Annotated in this window: 18 protein-coding genes and 1 pseudogene; 17 read left to right on the top strand and 2 right to left on the bottom strand. The window is 59.0% G+C overall.

The features are described from left to right. The first annotated feature begins 90 nt into the window (after nucleotides 1–90). From AC1Z1G_RS17610 to AC1Z1G_RS17575, 8 genes are all read left to right on the top strand, one after another. Nucleotides 91–957, top strand: a complete 867-nt coding sequence (locus AC1Z1G_RS17610) for a pirin family protein (RefSeq protein WP_483621320.1) — start codon at nucleotides 91–93, stop codon at nucleotides 955–957. 93 nt (nucleotides 958–1,050) lie between these two features. After that, on the top strand, nucleotides 1,051–1,734 hold the full coding sequence (locus tag AC1Z1G_RS17605) for an isochorismatase family protein (protein ID WP_483621318.1): 684 nt from the start codon (nucleotides 1,051–1,053) through the stop codon (nucleotides 1,732–1,734). Nucleotides 1,735–1,792: 58 nt separating this feature from the next. Continuing rightward, the gene (gene ycaC, locus AC1Z1G_RS17600) at nucleotides 1,793–2,419 is read left to right on the top strand and encodes an isochorismate family cysteine hydrolase YcaC (protein ID WP_483621316.1); all 627 of its coding nucleotides are present in this window, start codon (nucleotides 1,793–1,795) and stop codon (nucleotides 2,417–2,419) included. A 220-nt stretch (nucleotides 2,420–2,639) separates the two neighbouring features. Continuing rightward, on the top strand, nucleotides 2,640–4,082 hold the full coding sequence (locus AC1Z1G_RS17595) for a mechanosensitive ion channel domain-containing protein (protein WP_483627899.1): 1,443 nt from the start codon (nucleotides 2,640–2,642) through the stop codon (nucleotides 4,080–4,082). Nucleotides 4,083–4,210: 128 nt separating this feature from the next. Beyond that, on the top strand, nucleotides 4,211–4,651 hold the full coding sequence (locus AC1Z1G_RS17590; RefSeq protein WP_483621314.1) for a carboxymuconolactone decarboxylase family protein: 441 nt from the start codon (nucleotides 4,211–4,213) through the stop codon (nucleotides 4,649–4,651). A gap of 109 nt (nucleotides 4,652–4,760) precedes the next feature. After that, entirely contained in the window at nucleotides 4,761–8,393 is a 3,633-nt protein-coding gene (locus AC1Z1G_RS17585) for a DUF4132 domain-containing protein (RefSeq protein WP_483621312.1), read from the top strand. Nucleotides 8,394–8,545: 152 nt separating this feature from the next. Beyond that, nucleotides 8,546–10,273 (top strand): ShlB/FhaC/HecB family hemolysin secretion/activation protein, encoded by a 1,728-nt coding sequence (locus tag AC1Z1G_RS17580; protein WP_483621311.1) that lies wholly within the window; start codon nucleotides 8,546–8,548, stop codon nucleotides 10,271–10,273. A 108-nt stretch (nucleotides 10,274–10,381) separates the two neighbouring features. Continuing rightward, a complete protein-coding gene (locus AC1Z1G_RS17575) occupies nucleotides 10,382–15,139 on the top strand; it encodes a hemagglutinin repeat-containing protein (protein WP_483621309.1) in 4,758 nt (1,585 codons plus the stop codon). Nucleotides 15,140–15,192: 53 nt separating this feature from the next. Here AC1Z1G_RS17575 and AC1Z1G_RS17570 read toward each other — a convergent pair whose 3' ends face one another. Beyond that, nucleotides 15,193–15,480, bottom strand: coding sequence for a hypothetical protein (locus AC1Z1G_RS17570; protein WP_483621307.1), 288 nt, complete (start codon nucleotides 15,478–15,480; stop codon nucleotides 15,193–15,195). Nucleotides 15,481–16,232: 752 nt separating this feature from the next. Between AC1Z1G_RS17570 and AC1Z1G_RS17565 the strand changes: the two genes are divergently transcribed. The 9 genes and pseudogenes from AC1Z1G_RS17565 to AC1Z1G_RS17525 form a co-directional block, all read left to right on the top strand. Continuing rightward, the gene (locus AC1Z1G_RS17565; RefSeq protein ID WP_483621306.1) at nucleotides 16,233–16,751 is read left to right on the top strand and encodes a sugar O-acetyltransferase; all 519 of its coding nucleotides are present in this window, start codon (nucleotides 16,233–16,235) and stop codon (nucleotides 16,749–16,751) included. Between the two features lie 20 nt (nucleotides 16,752–16,771). Next, the gene (locus tag AC1Z1G_RS17560) at nucleotides 16,772–18,010 is read left to right on the top strand and encodes an aminotransferase class III-fold pyridoxal phosphate-dependent enzyme (RefSeq protein WP_483621304.1); all 1,239 of its coding nucleotides are present in this window, start codon (nucleotides 16,772–16,774) and stop codon (nucleotides 18,008–18,010) included. Then, nucleotides 17,988–19,790, top strand: a complete 1,803-nt coding sequence (locus AC1Z1G_RS17555; protein WP_483621302.1) for a 1-deoxy-D-xylulose-5-phosphate synthase N-terminal domain-containing protein — start codon at nucleotides 17,988–17,990, stop codon at nucleotides 19,788–19,790. The genes AC1Z1G_RS17560 and AC1Z1G_RS17555 overlap by 23 nt, the downstream gene beginning before the upstream one ends. 81 nt (nucleotides 19,791–19,871) lie before the next feature. After that, on the top strand, nucleotides 19,872–20,717 hold the full coding sequence (locus AC1Z1G_RS17550) for an SDR family NAD(P)-dependent oxidoreductase (RefSeq protein ID WP_483621300.1): 846 nt from the start codon (nucleotides 19,872–19,874) through the stop codon (nucleotides 20,715–20,717). Continuing rightward, entirely contained in the window at nucleotides 20,710–21,333 is a 624-nt protein-coding gene (locus AC1Z1G_RS17545) for a DUF1349 domain-containing protein (protein ID WP_483621298.1), read from the top strand. The genes AC1Z1G_RS17550 and AC1Z1G_RS17545 overlap by 8 nt, the downstream gene beginning before the upstream one ends. Nucleotides 21,334–21,339: 6 nt before the next feature. Next, on the top strand, nucleotides 21,340–22,125 hold the full coding sequence (locus AC1Z1G_RS17540) for an HAD-IIB family hydrolase (protein WP_483621296.1): 786 nt from the start codon (nucleotides 21,340–21,342) through the stop codon (nucleotides 22,123–22,125). An 18-nt stretch (nucleotides 22,126–22,143) separates the two neighbouring features. Next, on the top strand, nucleotides 22,144–23,169 hold the full coding sequence (locus AC1Z1G_RS17535) for a methyltransferase (RefSeq protein ID WP_483621295.1): 1,026 nt from the start codon (nucleotides 22,144–22,146) through the stop codon (nucleotides 23,167–23,169). Nucleotides 23,170–23,279: 110 nt separating this feature from the next. Further along, a complete protein-coding gene (locus AC1Z1G_RS17530) occupies nucleotides 23,280–24,470 on the top strand; it encodes an MFS transporter (protein WP_483621294.1) in 1,191 nt (396 codons plus the stop codon). A 27-nt stretch (nucleotides 24,471–24,497) separates the two neighbouring features. Further along, nucleotides 24,498–24,626, top strand: a pseudogene (locus AC1Z1G_RS17525) (hypothetical protein); the annotation flags it as partial. An 88-nt stretch (nucleotides 24,627–24,714) separates the two neighbouring features. Here AC1Z1G_RS17525 and AC1Z1G_RS17520 read toward each other — a convergent pair. Next, on the bottom strand, nucleotides 24,715–25,866 hold the full coding sequence (locus tag AC1Z1G_RS17520; protein ID WP_483621293.1) for an MFS transporter: 1,152 nt from the start codon (nucleotides 25,864–25,866) through the stop codon (nucleotides 24,715–24,717). Nucleotides 25,867–25,937 lie beyond the last annotated feature (71 nt).

The following is a 25,937-nucleotide window of genomic DNA, read 5'->3' as shown; positions in this document are numbered from 1 at the left end:
ACGCTAAGGGTGATTTTTGCAGTCTACCGTACCAAAGGTCCCGGATTTAAGCTGTGTGCATGTTCTGACTCACCCACATCCGGAGGCACCATGAAAAACATCATCGGTATCTACACCAGCCCACGAGCGCACTGGGTGGGCGACGGTTTCCCGGTTCGTACCCTGTTCTCCTACGACAACCTGGGCAAACACATCAGCCCGTTCCTGCTGCTCGACCATGCCGGCCCTGCGCAATTCACCCCGACCACGGCGCGCCGTGGCGTTGGTCAGCATCCTCACCGCGGTTTTGAAACCGTGACTATCGTTTACAAGGGCGAACTGGAACACCGCGACTCCACCGGCAGCGGCGGCAAGATCGGCCCCGGCGATGTGCAATGGATGACCGCGGCCTCGGGGATCCTGCACGAGGAGTTTCATTCCGAAGCGTTCGCCAAGAGCGGCGGTACCCTGGAAATGGTCCAGCTGTGGGTCAACCTGCCAGCCAAGGACAAAATGGCCGAGGCCGGTTACCAGACGATTCTGGATGGCGACATCCCGAACATCGCCCTCAAGGACAAGGCCGGCAGCCTGCGCCTGATCGCCGGTGAGTTCGACGGCCACACCGGGCCTGCGCGGACCTTCACCCCGATCGATGTCTGGGACATTCGCCTGAACGCCGGCAAGTTGCTGAACCTGGACCTGCACGAAGGTCGCAATACCGCGTTGGTGGTGCTGCGGGGCACGGTTCAGGTCAACGGCCTGGAACTGGTGCGCGAAGGTCAATTGGCACTGTTCGAGCGCAACGGCGACCAGCTCAGCCTGGAAGCCAATAGCGACGCCGTGGTGTTGCTGCTCAGCGGTGAACCGATTGACGAGCCGATCATCGGCCACGGTCCGTTCGTGATGAACACCGAGGAGGAAATTCATCAAGCCTTCGCCGACTTCCAGTCGGGGCAGTTCGGCCAGATGCACGGCTGACGCATTCACGTTCAAAACTCCGCTCTACACAGGATGCGTAGGCCGGTTCACAGGCCAGGGATGGCTGTTGCCTGAAAGAAAGAGGAAACGCTCATGAGCACCACGAATGCGGCCAACTTCAATGGCCAGAAACCGACCATCGACCCCAACGACAGCGCGCTGCTGTTGATCGACCACCAGAGTGGGCTGTTCCAGATCGTCAAGGACATGGACGTGCCGCAACTGCGCGCCAACGCCATCGCCCTGGCCAAAGCCGCGACCCTGTTGAAGATGCCGGTGATCACCACCGCATCCGTACCGCAAGGGCCGAACGGGCCGTTGATTCCAGAGATTCACCAAGAGGCGCCGCACGCTCGATACGTGGCGCGTAAAGGTGAAATCAACGCCTGGGACAATCCTGAGTTTCACGCGGCGGTCAAAGCCACCGGCAAGAAAACCCTGGTGATCGCCGGTACGTTGACCAGCGTGTGCCTGGCATTCCCCTCCATTGCGGCGGTGCATGAAGGCTACAAAGTGTTCGCCGTGGTCGATGCCTCAGGCAATCACTCGAAACTGGCCACTGATCTGACAATCGCCCGTTTGGCCCAGGCCGGCGTGGTACCGATCGACATCATGGCTACGCTCTCTGAGCTGCAAGGTTCGTGGAACCGCCCGGACGCCGAGCAATGGGCTGGCGTCTACGCCCAGGCCATGCCGCACTATCAGTTGCTGATCGAGAGCTACCTCAAGGCCCAGCAAGTGGCGAACGAACACGAAGTACTGGATTCCCAACGCTAACCGAGCAACCCCCACGCCGACTTTCATTCGGCATCGACAAGAAGCGAGGACTACTGCAATGACTACCTCTTACAAACGTCTGGACAAGGATAACGCTGCCGTTCTGTTGGTCGATCATCAGGCGGGCCTGCTGTCGCTGGTGCGCGACATTGAACCGGACAGGTTCAAGAACAATGTGTTGGCGCTGGCCGACCTGGCCAAGTACTTCAAGTTGCCGACCATCCTCACCACCAGTTTCGAAACCGGCCCCAACGGCCCGCTGGTGCCTGAACTCAAGGCACTGTTCCCGGACGCGCCGTACATCGCTCGCCCTGGCCAGATCAATGCCTGGGACAACGAAGACTTCGTCAAGGCCATCAAGGCCACCGGCAAGAAACAGTTGATCATTGCCGGCGTGGTGACCGAAGTCTGCGTGGCGTTCCCGGCGCTGTCGGCCCTGGCCGAAGGCTTTGAGGTGTTCGTGGTCACCGACGCCTCCGGCACCTTCAACGAACTGACCCGTCAATCGGCCTGGGACCGCATGTCGTCCTCGGGGGCCCAGTTGATGACCTGGTTCGGCCTGGCGTGCGAGTTGCACCGCGACTGGCGCAACGATATCGAAGGGCTGGGGACGCTGTTCTCCAACCACATCCCGGACTACCGCAACCTGATGACCAGCTACAGCTCGCTGACCAATAGCAAGTAATCAGGCAACCCATAACCCTCTGTGGGAGCGGGCTTGCTCGCGAAGGCGGACTAACAGTCAACCCATCTGTTGAATGTTAAGCAGCCTTCGCGAGCAAGCCCGCTCCCACATTGGTTTTGTGGTGTTTTGCAACGTGCATTCAGATCGCAGAATCAAACACTCCTACACTGTGCCCAATGTGTGCGATCTTCCCGCTATTGGCCTTCGCTGGAGTTGCATGATGCTGTCATTGCTCACCGATCACCCGTTGCTCGCCGCCCTGGCGCTGATTGTGATCGACATCGTGTTGTGGCGCCTGATCGGCCTTAGTGGCAGCCACTGGAAACTGGCGGTGCGGTTGGTGATTTTTTCGTTGTTCAGCGTGCTGCTGTTCAACGAAGGCATGAACCCGATGCAACCGGCGCCGTGGCCAGAGAACGTGCCGCTGCACCTGGCAGCCACCGGTTTGCAGATCGGTTGGTGGCTGTTCGGCGCACGGACCCTGACCGTGCTGATCGGTACGCTGATGATGCAGCGAGTCGGGCACACCGGGCGGTTGTTGCAGGACCTGCTGGGTGCGGTGATTTTCCTGGTCGCGATCATTGCGGCCATGGCGTACGTCCTCGACCTTCCGGTCAAAGGCGTGCTGGCCACTTCCGGCGCGATGGCGATCATCGTCGGCCTGGCGTTGCAGAGCACCCTGAGCGACGTGTTCTCCGGCATCGTGCTGAACACCACCAAACCCTATCAACTCGATGACTGGATCTCCATCGACGGCACCGAAGGTCGGGTCACCGACATCGACTGGCGGGCCACGCGCCTGCAAACTTCACAGGGCAGCATGGCGGTGATTCCCAACTCATTGGCGGCCAAGGCCAAGATCATCAACTTCAGCCGACCTGTCGACGTTCACGGAATTTCAATCAGCCTGCAAGTCAGCCCCCATTCGCGCCCGCAAACCGTGATCGACGCGCTGGAGCGTGCCATGCAGGGTTGCCGGCCGCTGCTGGGCAAACCGGCGCCCAGCGTGTCCTTGAAAAGTTCGACCAGCACCGGGGTGGAGTACGAAATCATCGGCTTTGTGTCCTCCATGGCGCAAAAGCGCGAGGTGCGCAATCAACTGTTCGACCTGGCGTTCCGGCATTTGCGGGCCAGCGGTGTCAGCCTGTTGTCGAGCGCCGAGATCAGCACGGCGCCAGGCCTTTCGCGGCCTCGGGCCTTGCTGGAAAGTTCGAGCATTTTTTCCACCCTGCGTCAGGAAGAGAAAGAAACCTTCAGCCAGAACATGACCCTGCAAACCTTCCGCGCCGGCACGATGATCCTGCCGTCCGGCGAAGTCAGCGATCACCTGTTCATTATCGAGTCCGGTGTGGTGTCGGTCACGTTGACCCGCAACGGCACCCCGTTCGAAGCCGGGCGCATGGGGCCGGGGGAAGTGATTGGCGAGGCCGGGATTCTCTCCGATCAGTCGGTGCCCGCCGACTTCACCGCCAAGACTTTTTGCAGCTTGTACCGGATCGAAAAGGAATACCTCAAGCCGTGCCTCGACGCCCGGCATGACATCAGCGAAGCCATGAAGGCCTTGCTGGATTTTCGCCTGCACACCGCTCAAAAACTCACGGCGGATGTGCCGCCTGCTGTTCCTAAAAAGGGCTTCTTGCAGTGGTTGCGTCAACGCGTCTAGAGGGTAAACCGGGGGCTGGGCATTGCTTGCGGTCGATTGGCTTCCTCAACTTCGTCGACATTGGCTATTGGTGTGGCTCGCTGCCGGGGCTAACGTATCCGTCATCCCCACTTGCCACGGAGCACACCATGCAACCGCGTATCGATTTCTACACCGCCTCCCCGGAGGCTCTCAAAGCCATGATCGCGCTGGAGACCGCTGTCTCGAAGCTGCCGCTGGAAATGTCGCTGATCGAACTGGTCAAGTTGCGCGCCTCGCAGATCAATGGCTGCGCCTTTTGCGTGGACATGCACACCGCCGATGCCCGCAAGGCCGGCGAAACCGAGCGACGCTTGTACGCGGTGTCGGTCTGGCGTGAAACGCCGTTCTTCACCCCCCGTGAACGGGCCGCGCTGGCCTGGACCGAGTCCCTCACGCGGCTGAGCGAAACTCACGCCCCGGACGAAGATTACGCACTGCTGAGCGCCGAGTTCAGCCCCGGCGAAATGGTCGACCTGACCGTGGCGATCTCCACCATCAATAGCTGGAATCGCCTGGCGGTGGGCTTTCGCAAAATGCCCAAAGAGTAAGCCGCTGCGCGTGACGGCATCCGGGTTTTGACCCACGATGCCTGCCGCCCAGCGCCGGAGTGTTATATCCTGCGCGCCCGCAACAGACAGCCCGCACACAGGACGCAGCATGCTCAAATGGATTGGCAAGGTATTGGGTCAGACCGAGGAAACTTCCACGGTCTGGATGAGCCGACTGCACGCGCGACTGGCGCCGCTCGACTTGTTGCCCGAGGGCCGCCCTGGCCTGGCAGCCGACATGCTGGCCTATGTGCGCGAGGGTGGCAGTGAACGGATCCTCGAAGAAGTCGCACGGCGCGATGTGATCGGCAGTTACCTGCAAGTGATGGGCCGGCACCATTGCCATGCGTCCAGTGAAGGCCCCGCGCTGTATCACGATATGCAAGGCGTCGCCGCCGAGGCGTTGCTGCGCTGGGCACGGGTGCTGGAAGCCAGTGCGACGCACCTTTATCCCCGTTTCCGGTTGTTCATGGCAGACGGTTCCCACTGGGCCGAAGCGCTGTTGATGCACAGCGCCGAGCTGCGCCAGGACCCGGTGTCCGGGAATGCCGCAATGCATCAGAACATCAGCGCAAGCCTGATGGAGGCGCTGTTGTTGCAAGCCGGGTTGCCGGGATCGGCGCTGTTGAGCGCCTGCTTCGGCGATAACGGTGACGAGTCCTTCGATGATTACGGCGTGCACCTGATCACTTGGTTGCCTGAGTACTCAGCCTGGGTCACGCGCCATGCCGAGACCTTGCGACCGCTGCTGCTGATCGGCGATGTGATTGGCCGCCTGCAAGTGTTGAGCCTGATGCAGCGGCTCGATCAACCGGCCTTGGCGTCACTGGCGGTGGAACTGTGCGAGCTGGCCTGTTCCAGCAGCAAACAACTGCGCCCGGTGGCTGAACCTCTGGTATTTACCTGTGCCAACGGGGCCATCGAACCCCTGTTGAATATTGCCCAGGCCGCCAAACCCGAGCAGCGCGCTCATGCCTTGCAACTGCTGTGGTCGCTGGCCAATCGGCTGGAGGACGATGGTTTGCACGCCCGTGCACGGGCCATTGCCCTTGCCGACAAAGTGACCAGCGTGCGCGGTTTGCCTGCGCAGTGGGACATTGCCCGGCAACAGGCCCGTGAGGCAGAGCAGGCGCGGGCCGAATGCGTGGTTCCGGTGATTGAATGGTCGAGCACGCTGACGCCGGTCCTGATTGAGGCGCTCGCACAGCTGTGGCGCGACCTGAATGAGGCCGAGGCGCAAGAGGCCGATAATGAGAGCGCCGCGCCGGCCTATACGTCCTCATTGCTTACGCAACTTCAGCAGTACCTCGTGTCATCGAACGTGATCTGCGAGCAGGTCGACGCACTGCCTCACGACCCGGACTGGGTGTTTCTGGCCCGTGCACTGGATGACTTCGTCTACACCGACGACCTGACCCCGGTGATCCTGTTCAAGGTCCTGGCGTTTTTTGCGGCGTTGGCCGATCCCGACGGCACACTCACGCAACCGGCGGTGGACGGCTTTAACGTCCTGCATGACAACAGCGCCCGGCCGACCTTGCTGGAACTGGCGCAGATGCTCAAGGAGGCGGGCCTGCCCACCACCGGCTTACTGGCCAATTGCAGTACCTGGTGGCGGGCGCTGGCGGTTGACTGGGACGCGGCGGCGGTCGGGCCTTACTTTGCTCACCACCTCGAGTGGCTGGAGCGGGCGATTGCGCTGAACGAGGACCACACGGACCTGTTCGCGTTGTTCCGGGCGGCGGTTGCGTTGCCGATACTGCCCGCGCAGTTGATCGCGCAACTGTATGAGGCGGCATTGGGTTCCAATACCGAGGCACGCGACGATGCCCAGCGTGCGTTGGCGACATTGCCCGACATGCAGCGCTACATTGTCGATGCACTGGCCAGCGCCAAGGCGGACGTCAAGCGCCAGGCCGCGCAATGGCTGGGCCGCCTCGGGTATGCGCCAGCCATTGCGGCGCTCGAGTGGGCGCTGAAAAAAGAGAAGTCCGACGCTGTCCGCTCGACCTTCCTCGATACCCTGGAAGTGCTCGGCCAGCCCCTGGAGCAATACCTGGATCGCGACCAGTGGGTGGCCGATGCGACGAAGGCGTTGGCCAAGGGCCTGCCCAAAGACTTGGCATGGTTCCCGTGGGAAACCTTGCCGCCGCTGTATTGGGCGGATTCGGCGGAGCAGGTGCCGGTGGAGGCGACCCACGGGATGCTGGTGCAGGCGATGAAGCTGAAGTCCGCCGAACCCGACGCACTGTTGCGCCGCTTCGGGGTGATGTTCGAGGCCCGCAGCCGCGAGGCGTTCGGTCAGTGTGTGCTGCACGCTTGGCTTGAGGAAGACGTGCGCCCGATCTCGGCCGAGCAGGCCACAGAGCTGGCCGCCGCGCAGGCGCAAAGGTTGCAGCAACACATGCAGGGTTACCCGCAGCTGTACACCGATTCGCCGTTGTCGGGCAAAACCCCGCACGAGCTGACGGCGCGGTTTATGCCCCGGTTCTTGCGTCAGCCCCAAGGGACGGCGATTGCCAGCAAAGGTTTGCTGGCGGTGGTCGCGGTGTGTGCGAGCCCGTACGCTGCCGCGTCCGTGGCGCGTTATCTGAAAACGTTTTGCAGTACCCGCACCTCGCAATGCAAGGCGCTGATCGCCATGCTGGCCTGGAGCGAACAGCCGTCAGCCATTCAATTGTTGCTGGCCACGGCCCGTCGTTTTCCCACCCGGGGTCTGCAGGACGAAGCCATTGTGCACGCCCGGACACTGGCGCGGCGCAAGCAATGGACGCCGGCGCAACTGGGCGACCGCACCTTGCCCACGGCCGGTTTCGACGAGGCACGGATGCTGGAACTCAGCTACGGCGAGCGTACTTTCAGTGCGCGGTTGCTGGCCGATTTCACGGTTGAACTGTTGAACCCTGAAGGGAATGTCATCGCTGCGTTACCCGACCCTCGCCCCGAGGACGATGCCGAGTTGGCTAAGGCGTCGAAGCAGATGTTTGCCGCCGCCGCCAAAGCCGTCGCCACGGTGGTCCTGCAGCAAACCGAGATGTTGTACGAGGCGATGTGCACCGGGCGCGGATGGACGTTTGCCGAGTGGTCGTTGTACTTCCATCAACACCCGATCATGGGGCGATTGGTGCAGCGACTGGTGTGGGCGCAGGTCGAGGAGGGCGAGGTACTCGCCACGTTCCGTCCCGTTGAGCAGGGGCGATTGATCGATGCCCAGGGTGGTTCGCTGACGTTGCCAGCCGAGGCGCGGGTGCGTTTGGTTCATGACTCGATACTGTCGGCGCAGACCGTTTTTGAGTGGCAGCAACAGCTGCTTGTGCGTGACATCGCGCCGCTGTTCCAGCAGTGGGGCAAGGGCACTTACACCGTGCCCGAGGGCAACGCCGGGTTGACTGCTATCGAGGATTTCCAGGGCCATTTGATCGAGACCTTCGCCTTGCGCAGTCAGGCCGTGAAGCTGGGCTACACCCGTGGCGAAAGTGAAGAGGACGGCTGGTTCTTCACCTATGAAAAACACTTCACGGGCCTGGGGCTGTTGGCTGACATCCGCTTCACTGGCAATCACCTGCCAGAAACCAACCGTGCGGCAGCGTTGCTCGACCTGTCGTTTTACCAGGGCGGTGAAGTGCTACCGCTGTCTGAGGTGCCAGGGGTGCTGTTGTCGGAGTGCTACCACGATCTGCGTCTGATCGCCGCCAAGGGCTCGGGCTTCGATGCGCAGTGGCGCGCCAAAACCGACTGTTAAACAGCGGATCAAGTGCTGGAGGGCGCACGCGACGGGAGTTTAATAAATAAATAGTAGGTAGGACGGGTCTTGCAATTGAATGGGAAGGGTCTGATCATCACGCTCATTGATGATGTGGCATTTGGCCATTGTATTTGCCGCAAGGATGTTGAGTGCCGTTTTCGCTTTCCGTTGCTTCCCGCCGCTTGTTCACCGCCTGGCCACCCTTGTTGGCTGCACTGCTGAGCCTGAGCATTACCTCGCTTGAGGCGGCAGAGCCTTTGGCGTCCGGTCAGGAAGTACTGCGTCAGCAACAGCAGCAACAGCAAGACCTGCTGCAACTGCAACTGGAGCAACGCCGCCGGCAGTTGCAGCGCGGCAGTTTTGGCGCCCCTCCGATCAGCCCGACACAACCTTCGGCCAACGCCGTGGATGAGCGCTGCTGGCCGCTGAGCGGCATGCGCATCGGTGGCGTCACGTTGCTCGACAGCCGCGAATTGCAAGAACACCTCAAACCTCAAGTCGCACCGTGCATGGGCGTCAGCCAGATCAACCGATTGCTGGCGACCATCACCGCGCTGTACGTCGACGCCGGTTACATCGCCAGCCGGCCGTACCTGACCCGCGCGCCCGCAGCGGACCAGTCGCTGGATATCCGGGTTGACGAAGGCTACATCGAATCCATCGAACTGGCCGACCAAAGCCTGCCGGTGGCCCTTGGCGGGGCGTTTCCCGGCATGCTCGGCAAGCCGCTGAACCTGCGTGACCTGGAGCAAGGCCTGGACCAGTTGAACCGCTTGCGTTCCCTGGACCTGACGGCCGATATCGCCCCCGGCAGCGAACCGGGTGCTTCGCAGATCATCCTGCGCTCGCGCAGCAGCGGTGTGTCGCGCTGGACGCTGGGCCTTGGCCTGGACAACCTGGGCAGCGCCAGCACCGGGCGCGACCGCGACACCTTCAGCCTCAGCCTGGACAGCCCGTTGCAACTCAACGACTTGCTGAGCCTCAACGTCAGCGACACCCTCAACCAAGGCCCGCGCTACAGCCGCAACGCCAGCGTGTATTACGCCATTCCTTATGGTTACTGGACGTACAGCCTGTTTGCCAGCCATGCGGAGTACCGTGCGCCGTTCAAGTTGAGCCGCAGCACGCTGTACAGCACCGGTTTGACCGACCAGATGAACCTGCGCGCCGACCGCGTGTTGTGGCGCGATCAGGGCCACCAGTTGAGCGCCAACCTGCAACTGGCCCACAAGAATGTCGACAGCTACCTGGAAACGGCACGCCTGGGCGTTCAGAGCCCGACCCTGACCGTGGCCGAAGCGGGCTTGAACCTGTTCTGGCTCAACAGCGCGGTGTGGAACCTGGACTTCAACTACGCCCAGGGCTTGCGTTGGCTGGGAGCTGACGATGATGCCCAGCGTCCGGTAAACAACCTGCCCAAGGCGCAATTTCGCAAGTACCGCGCCGGCCTCAGCCAATGGCGCAATGGCCAGTTCGGCCAACAGGCCTGGCAATGGCAGAGTCAGCTATCGGTGCAGTACAGCCCCGACCCTTTGCCCGCCATCGAACAACTGCTTGGCACCGACGATTCCGCCGTGCGCGGTTACCGCGAAAACAGCGCCTCGGGCGCGAGCGGGGCGATCTGGCGCAACACCTTGCGTTTGCCGTTGCGCAGCGGTTTTCCGGTGCAAGTCACCCCGCGCCTGGGCCTGGACAATGGCTGGGTCAAGGCCGACCACGGCGCCCGCAGTCAACGCCTGAGTGGCGCCAGTGCCGGGCTCAACCTGGCCTGGAAAAGCCTGCAAGTGGACATCGATTACCAACGTAGCCTCAACACGCCCAGCGGTTTTGCGCATGAGCCCGAAACCTGGTTGATGCGCGTGGGGTTGCAGATATGAACACCCCCTGTTTTTCACAGCCTGAAACAGCCGCTGAGCCTGAGCGCGACAGCCGCGGCGCAAGACCCAACGCGCAGATTGATTCAGTCAAATTATTGAGAGGTTCTCATGCCTAGAAACACATTTGCGTTCCACCTTTCCCCTCGGGGCAAACTGCGTTGGGCAATCGCCAGCCTGTTTCTGGTCAGCCAATTACCCCTGGCGTTCGGCGCTGGCGTCACCGTCGCACCAGGCCCTGGCGGCACGCCACAACTGCAGAATCAGGCCGGTGTGCCAATCGTCAATATCGTTGCGCCCAACGGCGCCGGGTTGTCCCACAACCAGTTTCTGGACTACAACGTTGACCGTCAGGGGCTGGTGTTGAACAACGCCTTGCAGGCCGGGCAATCGCAACTGGCCGGGCAACTGGCCGCCAACCCGCAGTTCCAGGGTCAGGCCGCGAGCGTGATCCTCAATGAGGTGATCAGCCGCAATGCCTCGGCGCTCAATGGTGCCCAGGAAATTTTCGGTCGCCAGGCCGATTACGTGCTGGCCAACCCCAACGGTATTTCGGTGAACGGCGGCAGCTTCATCAACACGCCTAACGCCAATCTGGTGGTCGGTCGCCCGGAGCTGAACGACGGCAAACTGAACGCCTTCAACACCCGCAACGCCGACGGCAGTTTGCAGGTGCAAGGCCAGGGCCTGGAAAACCGCGAAGGCAGCATCAACCTGATTGCGCCGCGCATCGACAGCCAGGGCAGCATCCGCGCCAGCGATCAGTTGAACCTGACGGTCGGCCGTAACCAGGTCGACTACGCCACCGGCCAGGTTCGCTCGGTCGATGTGCTCGGCAACACCCGCGATCAACGCATTGACGCCAGCCTGTTTGGCGCCATGCAGGCCGGTCGCATCAACATCGTCAGCACCGCCGAAGGTGCGGGTGTCCGTGTCGGGCCGGTGCAGGTCGAAGGCCGTGATGGCGTGCAGATTCGTTCTGCCGGCGACTTGCAGGTCAGTGGCGAAGCCGTCGCCAAGAGCCTCGACGCCGTGCGCAGCGGTGTGCGCAGCAGCCAGGGCGATGTCGGCTTGCACAGTGGTAACGACCTGACCCTAGCGGCAGCCGATGTCTCGGGCCGCAACGTCAAACTCGACGCCAGCCGCAACCTCACCCTGAGCAGCGTCGAAAGCCGCAAGCTTCAGGAAAAACGTGAGAGCTGGGACAACAAGACCATCGGCATTACCTGGGAAACCTACGAGCGGACCCAGACCGACAGCAACTCGCGCCAGCACGGCAGCCAGATTGTGGCCAGCCAGAATGCCGAGCTGTCGTCGGGTGCCAAGACCGAACTCAAGGCCGCCAAGGTCGAGGCCGGTGACACCTTGCGCGTTAACAGCGGCGACGACCTGCGCCTGAGCGCGGCCACCGAAACCCGCACCCAGCGTGACCAGGGCAAGCACCGCAAGCACTTGTGGAAAGCCGATTGGGACAACAGCAGCGAAGAACAGCGCAGCGTTACCAGCCAGTTGAAAGCCGGGAAAAACCTCGACCTGAACAGCGCGGCCACCTTGCAGGCGCAAGGCGCGGAACTGACCAGCAAAGGTGACATCCAGCTCGCGGGCAAACAGGTGGAAGTCACCAGCGCCAGCCGCACCCAAAGCAAGACCACCAGTGGTTATTCCGGTGACCTGGTGGGCGGCGGCTTCTTCGGCAAGACCGGCGAAGGCGATCAAGGCAAAACCGTCAACCAGGGCAGCAAGGTCAACGCCGACGGCAAGCTGATCGTCAAGGCTGACGAGGTGCGCATCAGTGGCAGCCAGGTGCGCGGGCGCACCGAGGCCAGTGTGATAAGCGAGCAAGGTTCGTTGACCGTCGATGGCGTGCAGGACCGCTCCCACACCAACAGTCATGACAAGGACAGCAAATTCTTTGGCATCGCCAAGGATGAAAGTCGCCAGAACCTCAAGGGCAGCAGCACCGTCAGCAGCGAGTTGAGTTCGGACAGCAACCTGCAGCTCAAGAGTGCCAAGGACATCGACGTCGTGGGTTCGAAAGTCACGGCGGGCGGCAACCTCACCGCTGATGCGGGCGGCAACCTCTCGGTCCGTTCGGGGCAGAACACCGTCGACAACAGCACATCGACCCAGACTCGTGGTTTTGATGCCTACGCCAAGGAAACCGCGGCGGGGACCAGCCAGTACCGTGCCGGTGTTCACTATGAAGGCAAGCAGGAAAACGCCACCACGCAGGAAACCCGTCAGCAGGGCTCAAGCCTGAGTGGTGCCAACGTGGCACTGGCGGCCGGCGGCGATCTGACCGTCAAAGGCGCCAAGGTCAGCGCCACGGCCGGCGATGCTAGCCTGAGCGGGCAGAACGTTGCGCTGTTAGCCGAACAGGACAGCCAGTCGGGCACCAAGGACACCACCAGCAATGGCGGCGGTTTCTACCTCACCGGTGGGCTTGATCGTGCCGGCAGCGGCGTGGAATTCACCCACACCGGCAGCCAGGACAGCAGCAGCAAAACCACCGCCCGCACCACGGGTGTGGACAGCAGCGGCGCACTGACGATCAACGCCGGCAAAGGCACGCTGACCACTCAGGGCTCGCAGGTCAACGCCGGTTCCGGTTTGCACGTTACGGCGGGGCAGGTCGACAACCTGGCGGCGAACAACACCGACAGCACGTCCCACAAGGACAGCATCTGGTCGGTCGATGTCGGCGCCAACGTCGAGTACAAAGGCCTTGCCCGTCCGGTCGCCAAAGCCATCGAAGGCGCGGCGCAGGGCAAGGTTCAACAGCCAGGGCTGCTGGATAACCTTGAGCAGGCCAACGTCGGTATCGACGTCGAAGTCGGGCACCAAAGCAAGGGCCGCAGTGAGCAGAACAGCAACGCAGTGGTCAGCCAGTTCAACGGTGGCCAGGTCGACGTGCAGGTCGCCGGGCAGTTGCAGGACCAGGGCACGCAATACCGTGCAACCGATGGCGGGTTGAACATCAAGGCGGGCAGCCAGGTTGCCACGGCCGCCGCCGACACCCACAACAGTTCGGAGCAGGCGGCAAACGCCAAGGTCGGCGTGCGGGTCTACACCACCACGGGTGAAGACGTGAACGTGCGCGGCAGCGGGGCAGGTGGCAGCAGCAAGGCCAGCGAATCGAGCAGCAAAGCGGTGGTCGGCAACTATGTCGCCAGCCAGGGTGTGAACATCAATCTGCGCGGCGATGGCCAGTTCGAAGGCAGCCAGTTCAACGGTGGCCAGGGCGGCGTGTCGGTCAAGACCGGTGGTGATCTGGCGCTCAATCAAGCCAACAACCGTCAGGGCAGTAGCCAATCCAGCCTGGGCGGCAATGCTTCGCTGACCGTCGGCACCAACCCCGGCACCAGCGGCACCAACGTCAACCTGGGCGCGGGTTTCCAGCTTGACCACAAGGCCAACCAGACTCAGGACACCCAGGCCCGCGTGGCGGGTATTCAGGGCGCGGGTCCGATCCAGCTCAGCAGCGGTGGCGATCAAGTGCTGCAAGGCACCACGATTGGCACGGTGGTGAACAAGGTTGGCGACGTGTCGCTGAATGCTGGCGGCAAGCTCGATCTGCAAGCATCGACCAGCACTCATCTGGCCAATGGCAGCAACCTGGGCGGTGGTCTGAACATCGGTGGCGGTCAAAGCAGCACCGAGAAAGGCACCGGCAAGAATGGCAGCCTGAGCGCTAACTTCAACATTGGTCGTGTCGCTGAAGACAACCAGAACCTGAGCGGCGGCAATGTGCACAGCCAGGGCAAGGTCCAGCTCGACAGCGGCGCAACCGGTGCCGACGCGCTGCACCTGCAAGGCACTCAGTTGAGCGCCTCGAACGTGACCCTCGACGCGCGGCAGGGCGGGATTAATCAGGAGTCTGCGCAGTCGACTCAGGCCGTTAACAACTGGGGCCTGACGTTGGGCGCCGGGGGTAATGCCAGCGTCTCCACGCCGTCGGCGAGTAACACTGAAGACAGCGCCAAGAACGGCCATGGCTTCGATGCGCGGGCCAAGGTCGACGTCGACAATCGTCAGGTCACCACCCAGAAAAACAGCCGCATCCAGGCGGACGGTGTGGTCTTGAACAGCGCCGAAGATACCCGTCTGGCCGGTGCGCGCATCGATGCCAAACAGGTCAGTGGCCAGGTCGGTGGCGATTTGAACGTCGAGAGCCGTCACGACAAGGACAGCAGCGTCAAAGTGGGCCTTGATCTGCGCTTGAACGCAGAAAAGAACCAGCCCGGTGCTGTCGCCAAACTGGCCAAGCAAACCGGCCCGCTCAAGGACACCGTCGAAGCCAAGGCCCAGGACGCGTTCGATAAAGGTCGCGGCGCGTTGGAAAGCGCGGTCGACAAGGGCGTGGACGGCCTGACTTCGACCAGGGACGAGGCGGCCAGCGAGAAGAAAACCGTGGGCACCAAGGTCGCTGACGCCACGCAAAACGCGTTGTTCGGTGACAAGAGCGGCGAGACCTCGTACACCCCGACCCTGGACCTGGACGTCAGCCACACCAGCAAGAACAGTGTTGGCCAGGCCTCCGGCATCAGTGCCAGCCAAGGCGTGAACCTTCAAGTGAGCGGCTGGACGCAACTGACCGGCGCACGGATCGGTTCCAGTGAGGGTTCGGTCGAACTCGGCGGCTCCAACGTCAACAGCACCGCCCTGAGCGGCAGCGATTACCGCGCCGACGTCGGCCTGCACCTGTCGAAATCACCGGTCAACCTGGTGACCGGCGCCAAGGACGGGCTGACCAAAACGCCGGACGCCGCCACGGCCAAGGACCGCAAGTTCAACCTTGGCCCGCTGAGCGTGGGTGGTCACTACGACACCCAGGTCTTGCAGGCGGGGATTGACGAGAAGTCGAACTAGGGTCTGTACGGAAACTCGCCGCTCGGCGAGTTTCCGCTACCTGAGGGTCAACCTCAGGGCATGCGCATCAGCGCACTTCTCAGCCGCCTGATCAGATGCGGCTTCACCAGACAGTCAACAGGCCTTAAATCATTCAGGGCCGGCACCGACTGCTCGATCCACCACAGCCCTTCCTCCCGCCCGCGTTTTCCATAAATGATCACGGCCATGTCCAGGTGATTGCCCAGCAACCTGGCCAATGCTCTCGCGTGTTCGTCTAGATAGTCCTGCTCATACAGTGCGACCAGCGACAGCCACTCGGCATCGCCCGGGTAATCGTGTTCCAGTTTTTCCATGGTCATGATGGCGTCAATGTGGGTGATGGGGTGCGTTCAGCACGCCTGTCCCGGGATGCCTCGGCGATTTCGCGTCGCTTCGTCACCAGAGATTCCCGGACTGGATGGCGAGAGTTTACAGGTCAGGGCATTTGAAGAATAAAAACTGTAAAGATTCTGTCATTTAATATCGGGCGTGTCTGGGTTGAAGTTTAAGTGTGTTGGTGGCGAGTTGTTCGTGGCAAGTAATGATTAGTTACTATTGCGCCTGCGTTAATCCCTTCTTGGTTGTGCCGTGGATTTTGCAACTACTAGATTTGGTAGTTGTATTTTGTACGTGGTGTAGACAGTGCTTGTTAAGTGCGTGTTTTAACTATGTTGTACATAGTGGTTGGGATGTTGCTGTCCGTAAAAAGCAGGTCGCCTGATCTCTAATTAATGTATCTGATCCGCTGTTTTTTGGTGGTTGTTGGTGTTGTATGTTGACGGTTTATCGAATCCGACGAACGGTCATCTGTGTTGTTTGTGTTTTTTAAAGACTCGACTAGATTTTTGCTGGCTCAAGTAGTGAGTGCGTATTGAAGTTGATTTAAAAATTAAATAGTGGATGGGGATGGCCATGGCTGAAAGAAATCAGGCTGCGGGGAAAGTGCGGGTGTTAACGACTGAAAGTAGTGGCCGGCGTGGAAGTTGTAATGACCGTCTCGTCTGCCCGCGTTGCGCTGCTGAACAGCACGGTGTGAGTGCGCTCTATAACACCGGTGTGTATAGGGTGGCGTATGCGTGAGTTCATGACATTCAATGCGGCAGAACCTGCTTTGGTTGCCCGCAGACGTATAGCGCGTGCCTTGTGTTCCTCCATCAGCAGTAGCCCTGATAACCGGGAGCCGCTTTATAAGCGCCTGTTCGGGTCAGTGGGGGAGGGGTTTGAGCAGTGGGGCAGTTTCTTTTGTGAGTTTGGCTCGAACATAAACATTGGCGAAGGTGTTTTCATCAATGCCAATGGGGTGTTCCTGGATGCGTTTGAAATAAACATCGGGAACCGTGTTTTTATCGGGCCTCATGTCGGCATTTATACCTCTAACCATGCCAAGGACCTTGAGCAACGGCGTCGTTACATTGAGTCGGGCGCACCTGTGGTTATTGAAGATGATGTCTGGATTGGTGGCGGCGCAACAATCTTGCCGGGCGTCACGGTGGGTAAGGGGTCAATCATCGGTGCGGGGGCTGTCGTCGCAAAGTCGGTGCCGCCACACAGTAAAGTGCTGGGCGCCGTCGCTCAGGTTTATCCGATCTAATTAATAGAAGGCTAAAAGGCATGTTTCTCTATCAGTCACGCGTGAAAGATCAAATTGTCGGCTCTGTCAAAGATGTCAGTGTTCATGCAGAGGGGGGTGTCTACACGGATGCGATTTCGGGCATGTTCAACGTACCGTTCGGGTACTCGTGCGACCCCATCAAACAGCATATTTCCAAGACGTTGATAGATTTGCCCTTCCACCCCAAGGACCATTTCTATTCGTCGGAACTGTTTGAAACGTCAGAGCTGTTGCTCAAGCGCGCCAAGATGGAAGACGGGGGCTTGCTGTATGTCAATAGCGGCTCGGAAGCCATCGAGTCGTCAATTGCCATGGCCCTGGAGTATCACCAGCGCAAAGGCAATACATCCAAGAAGAAAGTGATCTGCCGCAAGCACTCCTATCACGGCGCGACCCTGGGGGCTCACAGTATTACCGGCAGGAACGATTTCAAGGATCTGCGGTGCAGCGGTTACGACACCATTCGTATCAACCCGCCATTCCCTGTTGTTCACGAAGGTCAGGTACTGGAAATGCACAGCGTGTCGGATGTGGAGAACATTATTCTTCACTATGGTGCGGAGCAGATTGCTTGCATTATTTTCGAACCCGTCAACCATTTGAAAGGCATGCGGCAAACGCCCCGCGAGTACCTGGTCGGTATTCGTGAGCTGTGCGACCGTTACGATATCGTGATGATTACCGATGAAATCGTCACGGGTGCTTCTCGCACCGGAGAGTTCCTGAATACCCATCAGTTTGGGGTTTCGGCCGATATCGTCGCGCTCGGTAAAGGCATCAGCGGTGGTTATTACCCGGCATCCGCCATGGTGACCTCCCATAAGATTGCCTCGGTGTTTGACAAGCCAGAACCCTGGATCCCGTTTTCATACTCGCATACCTATGCAAGTAACCCGGTTTCGATTGCGGCAATCAATGCATCGATGCGCGTGCTGGAGCAGATAGAGGCCGCAGGGCAGGTGCAAAAGCTCATCACAAAGACCCAGGCATTGTGTGAGGAAATCGCCAGGAACGAGCGTATCGCCCGAATTGAATCCCACGGTTTACTGATCGGCATAACCCTGGACTCAAGCCTTGGGGAACAGGCAGGCAAGACGTTGGGGCAACGGTGCTTTGAAAGGAAGTTGATTATTCGGGGTGAGGAAGATTGGGCTTGCCTTGCGCCTGCCTACATCATGTCGGAAGCAACCCTAAGTGACGTGTTCGAGGTGTTAAATGACTCAATTAATCAGTTATGACCTCGAGCCAGTTGCCAGCCTGTTAGAGCCCTTGTATGGCATTCGTCAATGTGTGCATAAGCGCAAGGCGTACTTGACGGCGGATGAGTATGTGCGTGCCTGTGAGGAAGTTGAAGTCGGTGTTGCGTCGTCATCGACGTGCCAGACGATCAATGAACTGGCGGTAGCCATCGCCAGGCAATTTACGCCCTTCTATTCAGACGTAAGCATGTGCCTGGAGCGGATTCATGAAATTGCCGGTTACGGAACCCTGGCCTCTTGCCTGTCGTCGCTGAATATTGCTGAAGCATTGTTTGCATTGGAACACTGTAATAAGGCCGGTGTGGCCAATCAAAACCTGGTGATTGGCAGGGGGCATATTGCGCCGTTGTTTTATGCGTGTCGTCATGTGCTCAACGGTATGCCTTTGGCCTTTCTGGCCGCGGTTCACGACAAGGTGCCGGCTGTTGTCAATAAACACTACGGTTTTGCCTATAGCATGCGGCATAGCCTGGGTGAGGGCGTTGGCATTGCATTGGGTCGGGCGAATGCCAATCCAGACGCACGCGTCATCTGTGTGGCGGGTGACGGTGAGTTGAACGAAGGGGTGTCTTTCGAGGCAATACGCCTGGTTGGAGAGCTGGAAGTCAACAACCTGACGTTGATAGTGGACAACAATGGCAGAGGTATCGACCCGCTCCCCGGGAGGTTGAGACCGGAGTATTTGTCCGCCTACTTTTCTGATGTTTGTGAAGTGGATGGACACGACACCCAGGCGATCAGTGAGTGTATTCGCCAGGCAGAGAAGGCGCATCGCTCGACCGCGATCATCTGTCATACCGAAAAAGGCGTTCACTCCTTCAAGCGTGCCAGCCATTTGAGTTTGATGACATCAACGGACGATCAACAAAAGCCTGATCTCAGGAAAGCCTCCAGTTGCAGCCGGACGGCCGAGATCATCGAAGAAGTCCGGTCGGGGGCACCGGTTCATGTCTTCACCGCGGACCTGGCCGCCCGGTTTGGCCTGAAGTCATTACCCGGTTATTGCAACACCGGCCTGGCCGAGTCTGCGTTGCTGACCGCCGCGATGGGCTGCCCGGATGACGAACTGAAGTTTGTCCTGACCGATGACAAGTACTACCTCAATGCGATTGATGTACTGCACTCGGCGTTGATTGCCTGTCGTAACTTGCACGTCATTGCCGCTCGGAAAAATGGTGTGTGGGGCGGCGCCACGTATGTCTCAACCGTATTCAGTTTGCTGACGGAGGAGACCGTGTACGAACTTACAGATCCTCTCGACCTGTTGGCGTGTATCAATCGGCAGAAAGCGCAGGGCGGCAACGGCTTGTATTTAATGTATGACCAGTCCATGGAGAGAGTGTTTGCCCTGAGGGAGAAGTACCGGAAACTGTCTGAAGATATTTATATCTTTCAGCCTGAGTTTGCCGCAGGTTCATTGATAGTGTCATCAGAGTCGATGGCGTATGAAGCCTTTCAGGTAGCAACGTCGAAAAGATGCACGCATATCCGGTTCCTGTCCGTTCGGCCGGATCTTGAGCGGGTTAAAGAGATGCTGAGTAACTGTGACGAGATTATTGTCGTAGAGCATAACGGCGGCCGCTTTAACCTGGCTGAATACATTGAGTCCAGTTTGCTGGTTCGAGTGCGTAAAGTCTTCAGTGATGCCTATGAATGGCCGACCCTCGAGACTTTCCAGACCGACGTCGCACCTCGCAAACTTGGCGCATTGTTGGCTGACCCGCCGTGTGCATTGGTTAATCAGACTTCACACGTTTAAACGCAGTCTCAACTATTTATTGGTTTTCTGAGCCCTGTACAGGGTTCGGCAGGCTTTCTATGGGTCCAGGAGTAGTGGTTTATGACGCAGGGAAATAGAGCGCAAGGCAAATTGTCCGGCAAAACAATGATCGTAGTGGGTGGTGCCAGAGGTATCGGCGCCGCGATTGTTGAAGTACTGGCCAAAGAACATGTGCATGTCTACATCTTTGATACTGACCGGACACCCAATGCAATTAACCACTATCAAACTCAGGATGTCAGTGGTTATCAGGCGGCTCGTCAGTTGGCGGCGGATCTTGTGGAGCAGGGGCTGTCGGTCAAGGCCATAGCGGTCGACGCAACGTCTGAAGCCCAGGTCATAGAGGCCGTCGGTGGCGTTGTCCATGAGTCGGAACACTTTTACGGCCTGGTCAACGCCATTGGCAGCAGCCATCTGATCAACACGGTTGAATCATCGCTGAGCGAGTTTGACGCCATCGTGCAAACCAACCTGACAGCGCCTTACCTGACGTCGCGTGAAGCGGCCCGTGCGTTGATCCAGGGAGGCAAGGGCGGCGCGATCCTGAACATCAGTTCCATTGCCGCAAAAGTCGCGTTTCCTGGAATATCGTCCTACTGCGCCGCGAAAGCAGGGTTGCAGGGTTTTTCTGGCGCCTTGGCGCTGGAGTTGGCCACTCACAATATTCGGGTCAACTGCGTTTGCCCCGGCATTGTAAAAACCAACATGTGGAAGTACCTGGAGAACCGCCTCATCGAGCCTGACGAATCGCTGGATGACTTGTGGGCTCGCATGGAAGGTCTGATCCCGTTGGGCCGTACGCAAACCGCAGAGAACATTGCCCGGTTCTGTCTGGCGATACTCGAGAACGAGGACATCACAGCCCAATCCCTGTCGGTCGATGGCGGAATGAACCTGTATGGATGACACCATCAGCAGCGCGCATCTTTTGCAGGAAAGCCCGGACTCCGTACTGAGAATCAGTGACCGGGTGTTCGGTGCCGAGCATTGCGCGCAGATCCGTTACGTGGAGCCGGTTCTGAAAATGCAGAGCGAACCCCGTAGCGATTCATTCAACATTCCAGGGCTGCATACGGTGGATAGCCTGGGCACCTTACTCACGTCCGTGGCGGGAGAGTTTGCCCTTGGGGCTGACATTAAGTTGTTCAGCCTGGCCAAGTTTGACGCCGCTGGGCTCTTCATTGAAGTCGGGCTGCATAAGCTGAAGTTTGGTGTCGAGGAGTACGGACGCAGTAAAAAAATCGTGTCGGTGCACTCATCACCCTATAGCGATGAAGTCAATGGCATTGAGGTCAACGACGAGCCCGTGCGGCTCTTCGTTTCGCGAAGTGGGGATGTGTTCTCGTGTTATCTGAGTGGCGCTGAGGGTGTCGTGGTTTTTCATCGGGCGTTCTATGTGAGCAACTGCCCAGATGAAGTTCGTGTCGGGTTCAGCGTGCAGTCGCCCTTTTCCGAGGGGGCGGTCGGGGAGTTTTCCCGGATTGAAATATCCTCACAGTCCATGGGACTCATCAGAGAGTGAACAGGTATGGCGAGCAAAGACACATGGTTGATAGTTTCTGATTTTGACGAGACGTTTATGCCGGTCTTGTCGTCTCGAGAGGCAGATGCCGGGATAGAAAAACTGGAAAGCTGTTTGAATCAACTCAAACGCAACCACCACCTGTTGTTTGGCTGGGCCACGGGAAACAGTCAAGCGGTGGTCCTGGACAAGATGACGAGATACCCCGGATTTCCCTGGGACTTTGCACTGACCAGTCTGGGAACCGAGTTGTACTGGAATCACCCGGACAGTGTGCTGGAGGATGAGGGATGGCCGTTGCAAGGTGCGGGTGCATTTCCTGAGAGGGTCATAAGGCTGAACGCCCTGTTCGAGAGAGAGGGTATTGAGTTGACGCTGCAATCGGAGGCCTTCCAGCAGAAACGCATCAGGGGGTATTACTTGAAGGCCGATGGCAATGAAGCAATAGCCATCGAGCACATTCATAAACTCTGTTTGCAGGTTGGCCTTGAGGCCTCAATTACCTATGCCAGTGCCGCCGCTGGCGACCCTGAGAATGTCTACGATGTTGCAATCATGCACCCGGGCTGCGGAAAGAAGCAGGGGGTCGACTTCATCGTCAGGAAACATGGCATTTCCCCCACCAGGGTGATTTCTTTCGGGGACAGTTGTAATGACATCGAGATGTTGAAGGCCTGTTCACACGGTTACCTGGTGGGCAACGCTTCGCAGGAGGCCAGGCAAGCGTTTGATCGTGTCGTTCAGGGTTTCTATTGTCATGGCATTGTTGATGGTCTTCAACGGCACTTTTGAAACGGGATAGGCATTTACATGGACAGTACAGTGCACAAAGAACGCCACAGTGATAAGCAGATCTTTGATATCTACTTTGGGTTTATCAATACCTACGCATTGTTTTTTGCGGATGAAGTAAAACTGTTTGATCTGCTTGAAGCCAAAGCGCTGAGGCTGGGGGAAATCGGCTCGGCATTGGAACTGGCGCCTCGGGCCGTGCAGGCGCTTGTTGCCATGTGCACCAGCCAGGGGCTGCTTGAGAAGAGTGGGCGTTGCTATGGCCTGACGTCGTTGGCGCAAGAGTTTCTGACCCGAAAGTCGGAGACCTCGTTCAGCGGGGTTCTGCAATCTGCACGCCATAAAGAAGATGCGTTCTCTTATGCCTTCTTCAAAGAGTCGATGCTCAGTGGCGAGTCCGGGTTGTTCGGTGAGACGGACCTGTTTGAGAACAATGCGCAGGACCAGTTACACAGCGAAATTTTCACCAAGGCGATGCACAGTAAAAGCAAAGGTCCGGCTCGGGCCTGGTCGGGAAGGATTGATCTGTCCGGGTACACCTGTCTTCTGGATGTAGGTGGTGGTTCGGGGGTTCACTCTATTTGCGCGTTGGAGAAATGGCCTGAGCTGAGTGCCGTGATCTTTGATCTTCCCTATGTGTGTGATATTGCCGAAACCTACATCGAGCAATATCAGATGTCGGGGCGTATCAAAACCCATAAGGGAGACATCTGGGCGTCTGAATATCCAGCCGCCGACGTGCATCTTTACAGTGATATTTTTCATGATTGGCCGCTGGACAAGTGCCTGTTCCTGGCCAAAAAGAGTTTTGACGCACTGCCAAGCGGTGGCCGCATCATCCTTCATGAAATGTTTTTTAATAAAGACAAGACCGGTCCACAAAATGTCGCGGCCTACAACGCGAATATGTTGCTTTGGACCCAGGGTCAGCAATTGTCAGAGACCGAGATAAGGGAACTGCTGACGATGGCCGGCTTTTGCGATATCACCGTTTCCCGCACGCAATACGGTGACTGGAGTCTGGCGACCGGAATCAAGCATTAACGTTGCTGACAAACAAAGCCCTGCCAGGGTGTTGTTATCGCACAGTGTGAGTTCAAGGCCCGGGGGTATTTACCCCGGACTTGACTCGTGTCTTCTCGCGGGAGATTAACGTGATCCCAGTACGCTACCGTATTCTTTGTATTTACTCCGGCATGCTTGCGTTGACCCAGTATGAGTGGATGCGCTTCGCGCCCATCACGGACCAGGTGTCCACCCATTACGGTATTACTTATGGGCAAGTCGGTTCATTGTCTTTGGCCGTGACGGCGCTTGCATTACCGCTGGCGCTTCCCAGCGGCGGCCTGATTGACCGGATATCGGTGCAAACATCTTTGCGTATTACAGCCGTTGCCATGTTGCTGGCGGCATTGATTCGGGTGTTACAACCCCATTATGAATACCTGCTGGCCGGTCAACTGTTGTTCGGTTTTGTTCAACCATTGACCATGTCGCTGCTCGTCAAGTTGATGATCACCTGGTTCGCTGAAGATGAGCATGCGCGGGTCACGACGCTGTTCAGTATGGTGATTTTCCTTGGCATAGGCTCCGCGTTCATGATTGTCCCGTTGACGGGGGAGGGGAACATCAGCAGTTCGTTGTTAATTGACGTCGCGATCCTGGGACTGATTGCGCTAATGACCTTCATTTATGTCCCGCGAGATGGCCCTGTCGGGCAAACAACGTGCGCTCCTGTAAAAAACACTGGCCGTCTACTTGTGGAAGGTATCGATTTATTGCGCACGGCGCCGTTCACTGCCGTTTTGCTGATGATCTTTCTAACCAACGGGTATTTCTCCGCCATTACGACATGGCTGGAGCCGATCCTGTTACGTCAGGGGGTCGATACACAGGTTTCAGGGTTTATCGTCATTCTGATGTTGGTCGGCGGTATCGCAGGCATGACGTTCATGCCCTTTCTGGTTCGCAGCGGGGCAACCGTGGGGGTCATCCTGTCCGGGGTTTCATTGTTGGCAGGGGTCGGTACGGTACTGCTCTTTACGTCTGGCTCCCCTTGGGTATTGGGTCTGGCGGGGGGCGTGATTGGCGCAGCGCTGCTATCGCCGCTGCCTCTTTTGTTGCAACTGATATCTGACACTGCTGGTCTTTCCAGGTCAGGGACGGCGACCTCGATTTTCTGGTTAGTCGGCAACATTGGCGCCACGATCATGATCGCGGCGTTGGGGTTTATCGCCGACAGCGGTGACTGGGCAATGGCAGCGGTATTGCTGTGTCTGGTCCTGGTTGTCCAGATAACGATTTCTCTCACGGGGTTTCGAGTGGTCGGCGTTCGCACCACCTGACAGTGAGCCTGCAAGGAATATTGCCTTGTGCCGGGGCGGCAGCTCCAGGCGCCCAACGGCATCGGTGGCAGTGACTTTTCCTTGAACGTCGGCCTTGAGCGTCGGCCTTTGAGGCCGACGTCGCGGCTGTCGCCACGCTCCACGGTATTTATCGAGCATTAGCTTGACCGTGAACAGAGTATCTACAGGGTTATGCAGAATCTGTAGGCGCGAGGCTTGGTTTGGGCGGCGGTCCGACGTGCTTTCAAACCTTCAACACCTTGCCACTGGCTGCAACGGCCAGCAGCAACACGGCGATCAAGCCAAAGGCAAAACTCAAACTGCTGCCATGGGCGATAAACCCGATCACCGCGGGCCCTGCCAGAATGCCCGCGTAACCCAGGGTGGTGATGGCCGGTACGGCAATGTTTTCGGGCATGACCGTCTGCTTGCCAACGGCGGTGTACAGCACCGGCACGATGTTCGAACAACCAGCGCCCACCAGCGCATAACCGACCAATGCCATTTCCCAGGCCGGTGCGAGGGTGGCCAGCATGAGGCCGGCCGCAGCGGTCAGCCCGCCCAGCACAATCACCCGCGTGGCGCCCAGGCGGCGGACGATGGCATCGCCGGTCAGGCGCCCGGCGGTCATGGTCAGCGCGAACGCCGCATAACCGAGGCCTGCGTACGCGGTGTCGAGGTTGCGTTCGGAGGCCAGGAACACTGCGCTCCAGTCGAGCACTGCGCCTTCGGCGAGGAACACTACAAAACACAGGCTACCAATCAGCAATACCACGCCATGAGGGATGGCGAACGCCGGGCCGGTGCTTTCACTGCCGTACGGCAACAGGTGCGGGGCGGCCTTGAACAACGACACCAGCAGAAACACGATCACCACCAGCATCGCGCCCAGCGGCGATACGCCCAGGCCCAGCAATGCGCTGACACCCGCCGCGCCGACAATCCCGCCCAGGCTGAACAACCCGTGAAAGCCCGACATCATGTTTTTACCGCTGGCCCGTTCGACGATCACCGCTTGCAGGTTCACGGTCGAATCCACCGTGCCCAGCCCGGCACCGAACAGGAACAATGCCGCAATCAGCAGCGGAACCGACGACACCGTGGCCAGCAACGGCAGCGCCAGGCAGATCAGGATCGTCCCGCCACTCAGCACCCGTCGGCAGCCAAACCGCGACGCGAGGACGCCGGCCATGGGCATGGCCAGAATCGAGCCGACCCCCAGGCACAACAACAGTAAACCGAGGGTGCCTTCATCGAGCCCGGCCCTGGCCTTGGCGTAGGGTACGAGAGGGGCCCAGGCGGCGATGCCGAAACCGGCGATGAAGAAGGCGATACGGGTCGACATTTGTTCCAGGCGACCCGGGATGACGGGCACTGGAGGGGTGATGGCGGTCATGAACAATCCTTGGTCTTTCGGGGGGAGCTGCGAGCGGGGCAACATCCTTGCACATCAGGGACCGTCCGGCG

It is taken from the genome of Pseudomonas sp. JL27(2026) (assembly GCF_056933555.1).
Note: the sequence above shows the minus strand (reverse complement) of the source record. Positions and strands in the feature narration are given on the sequence as shown.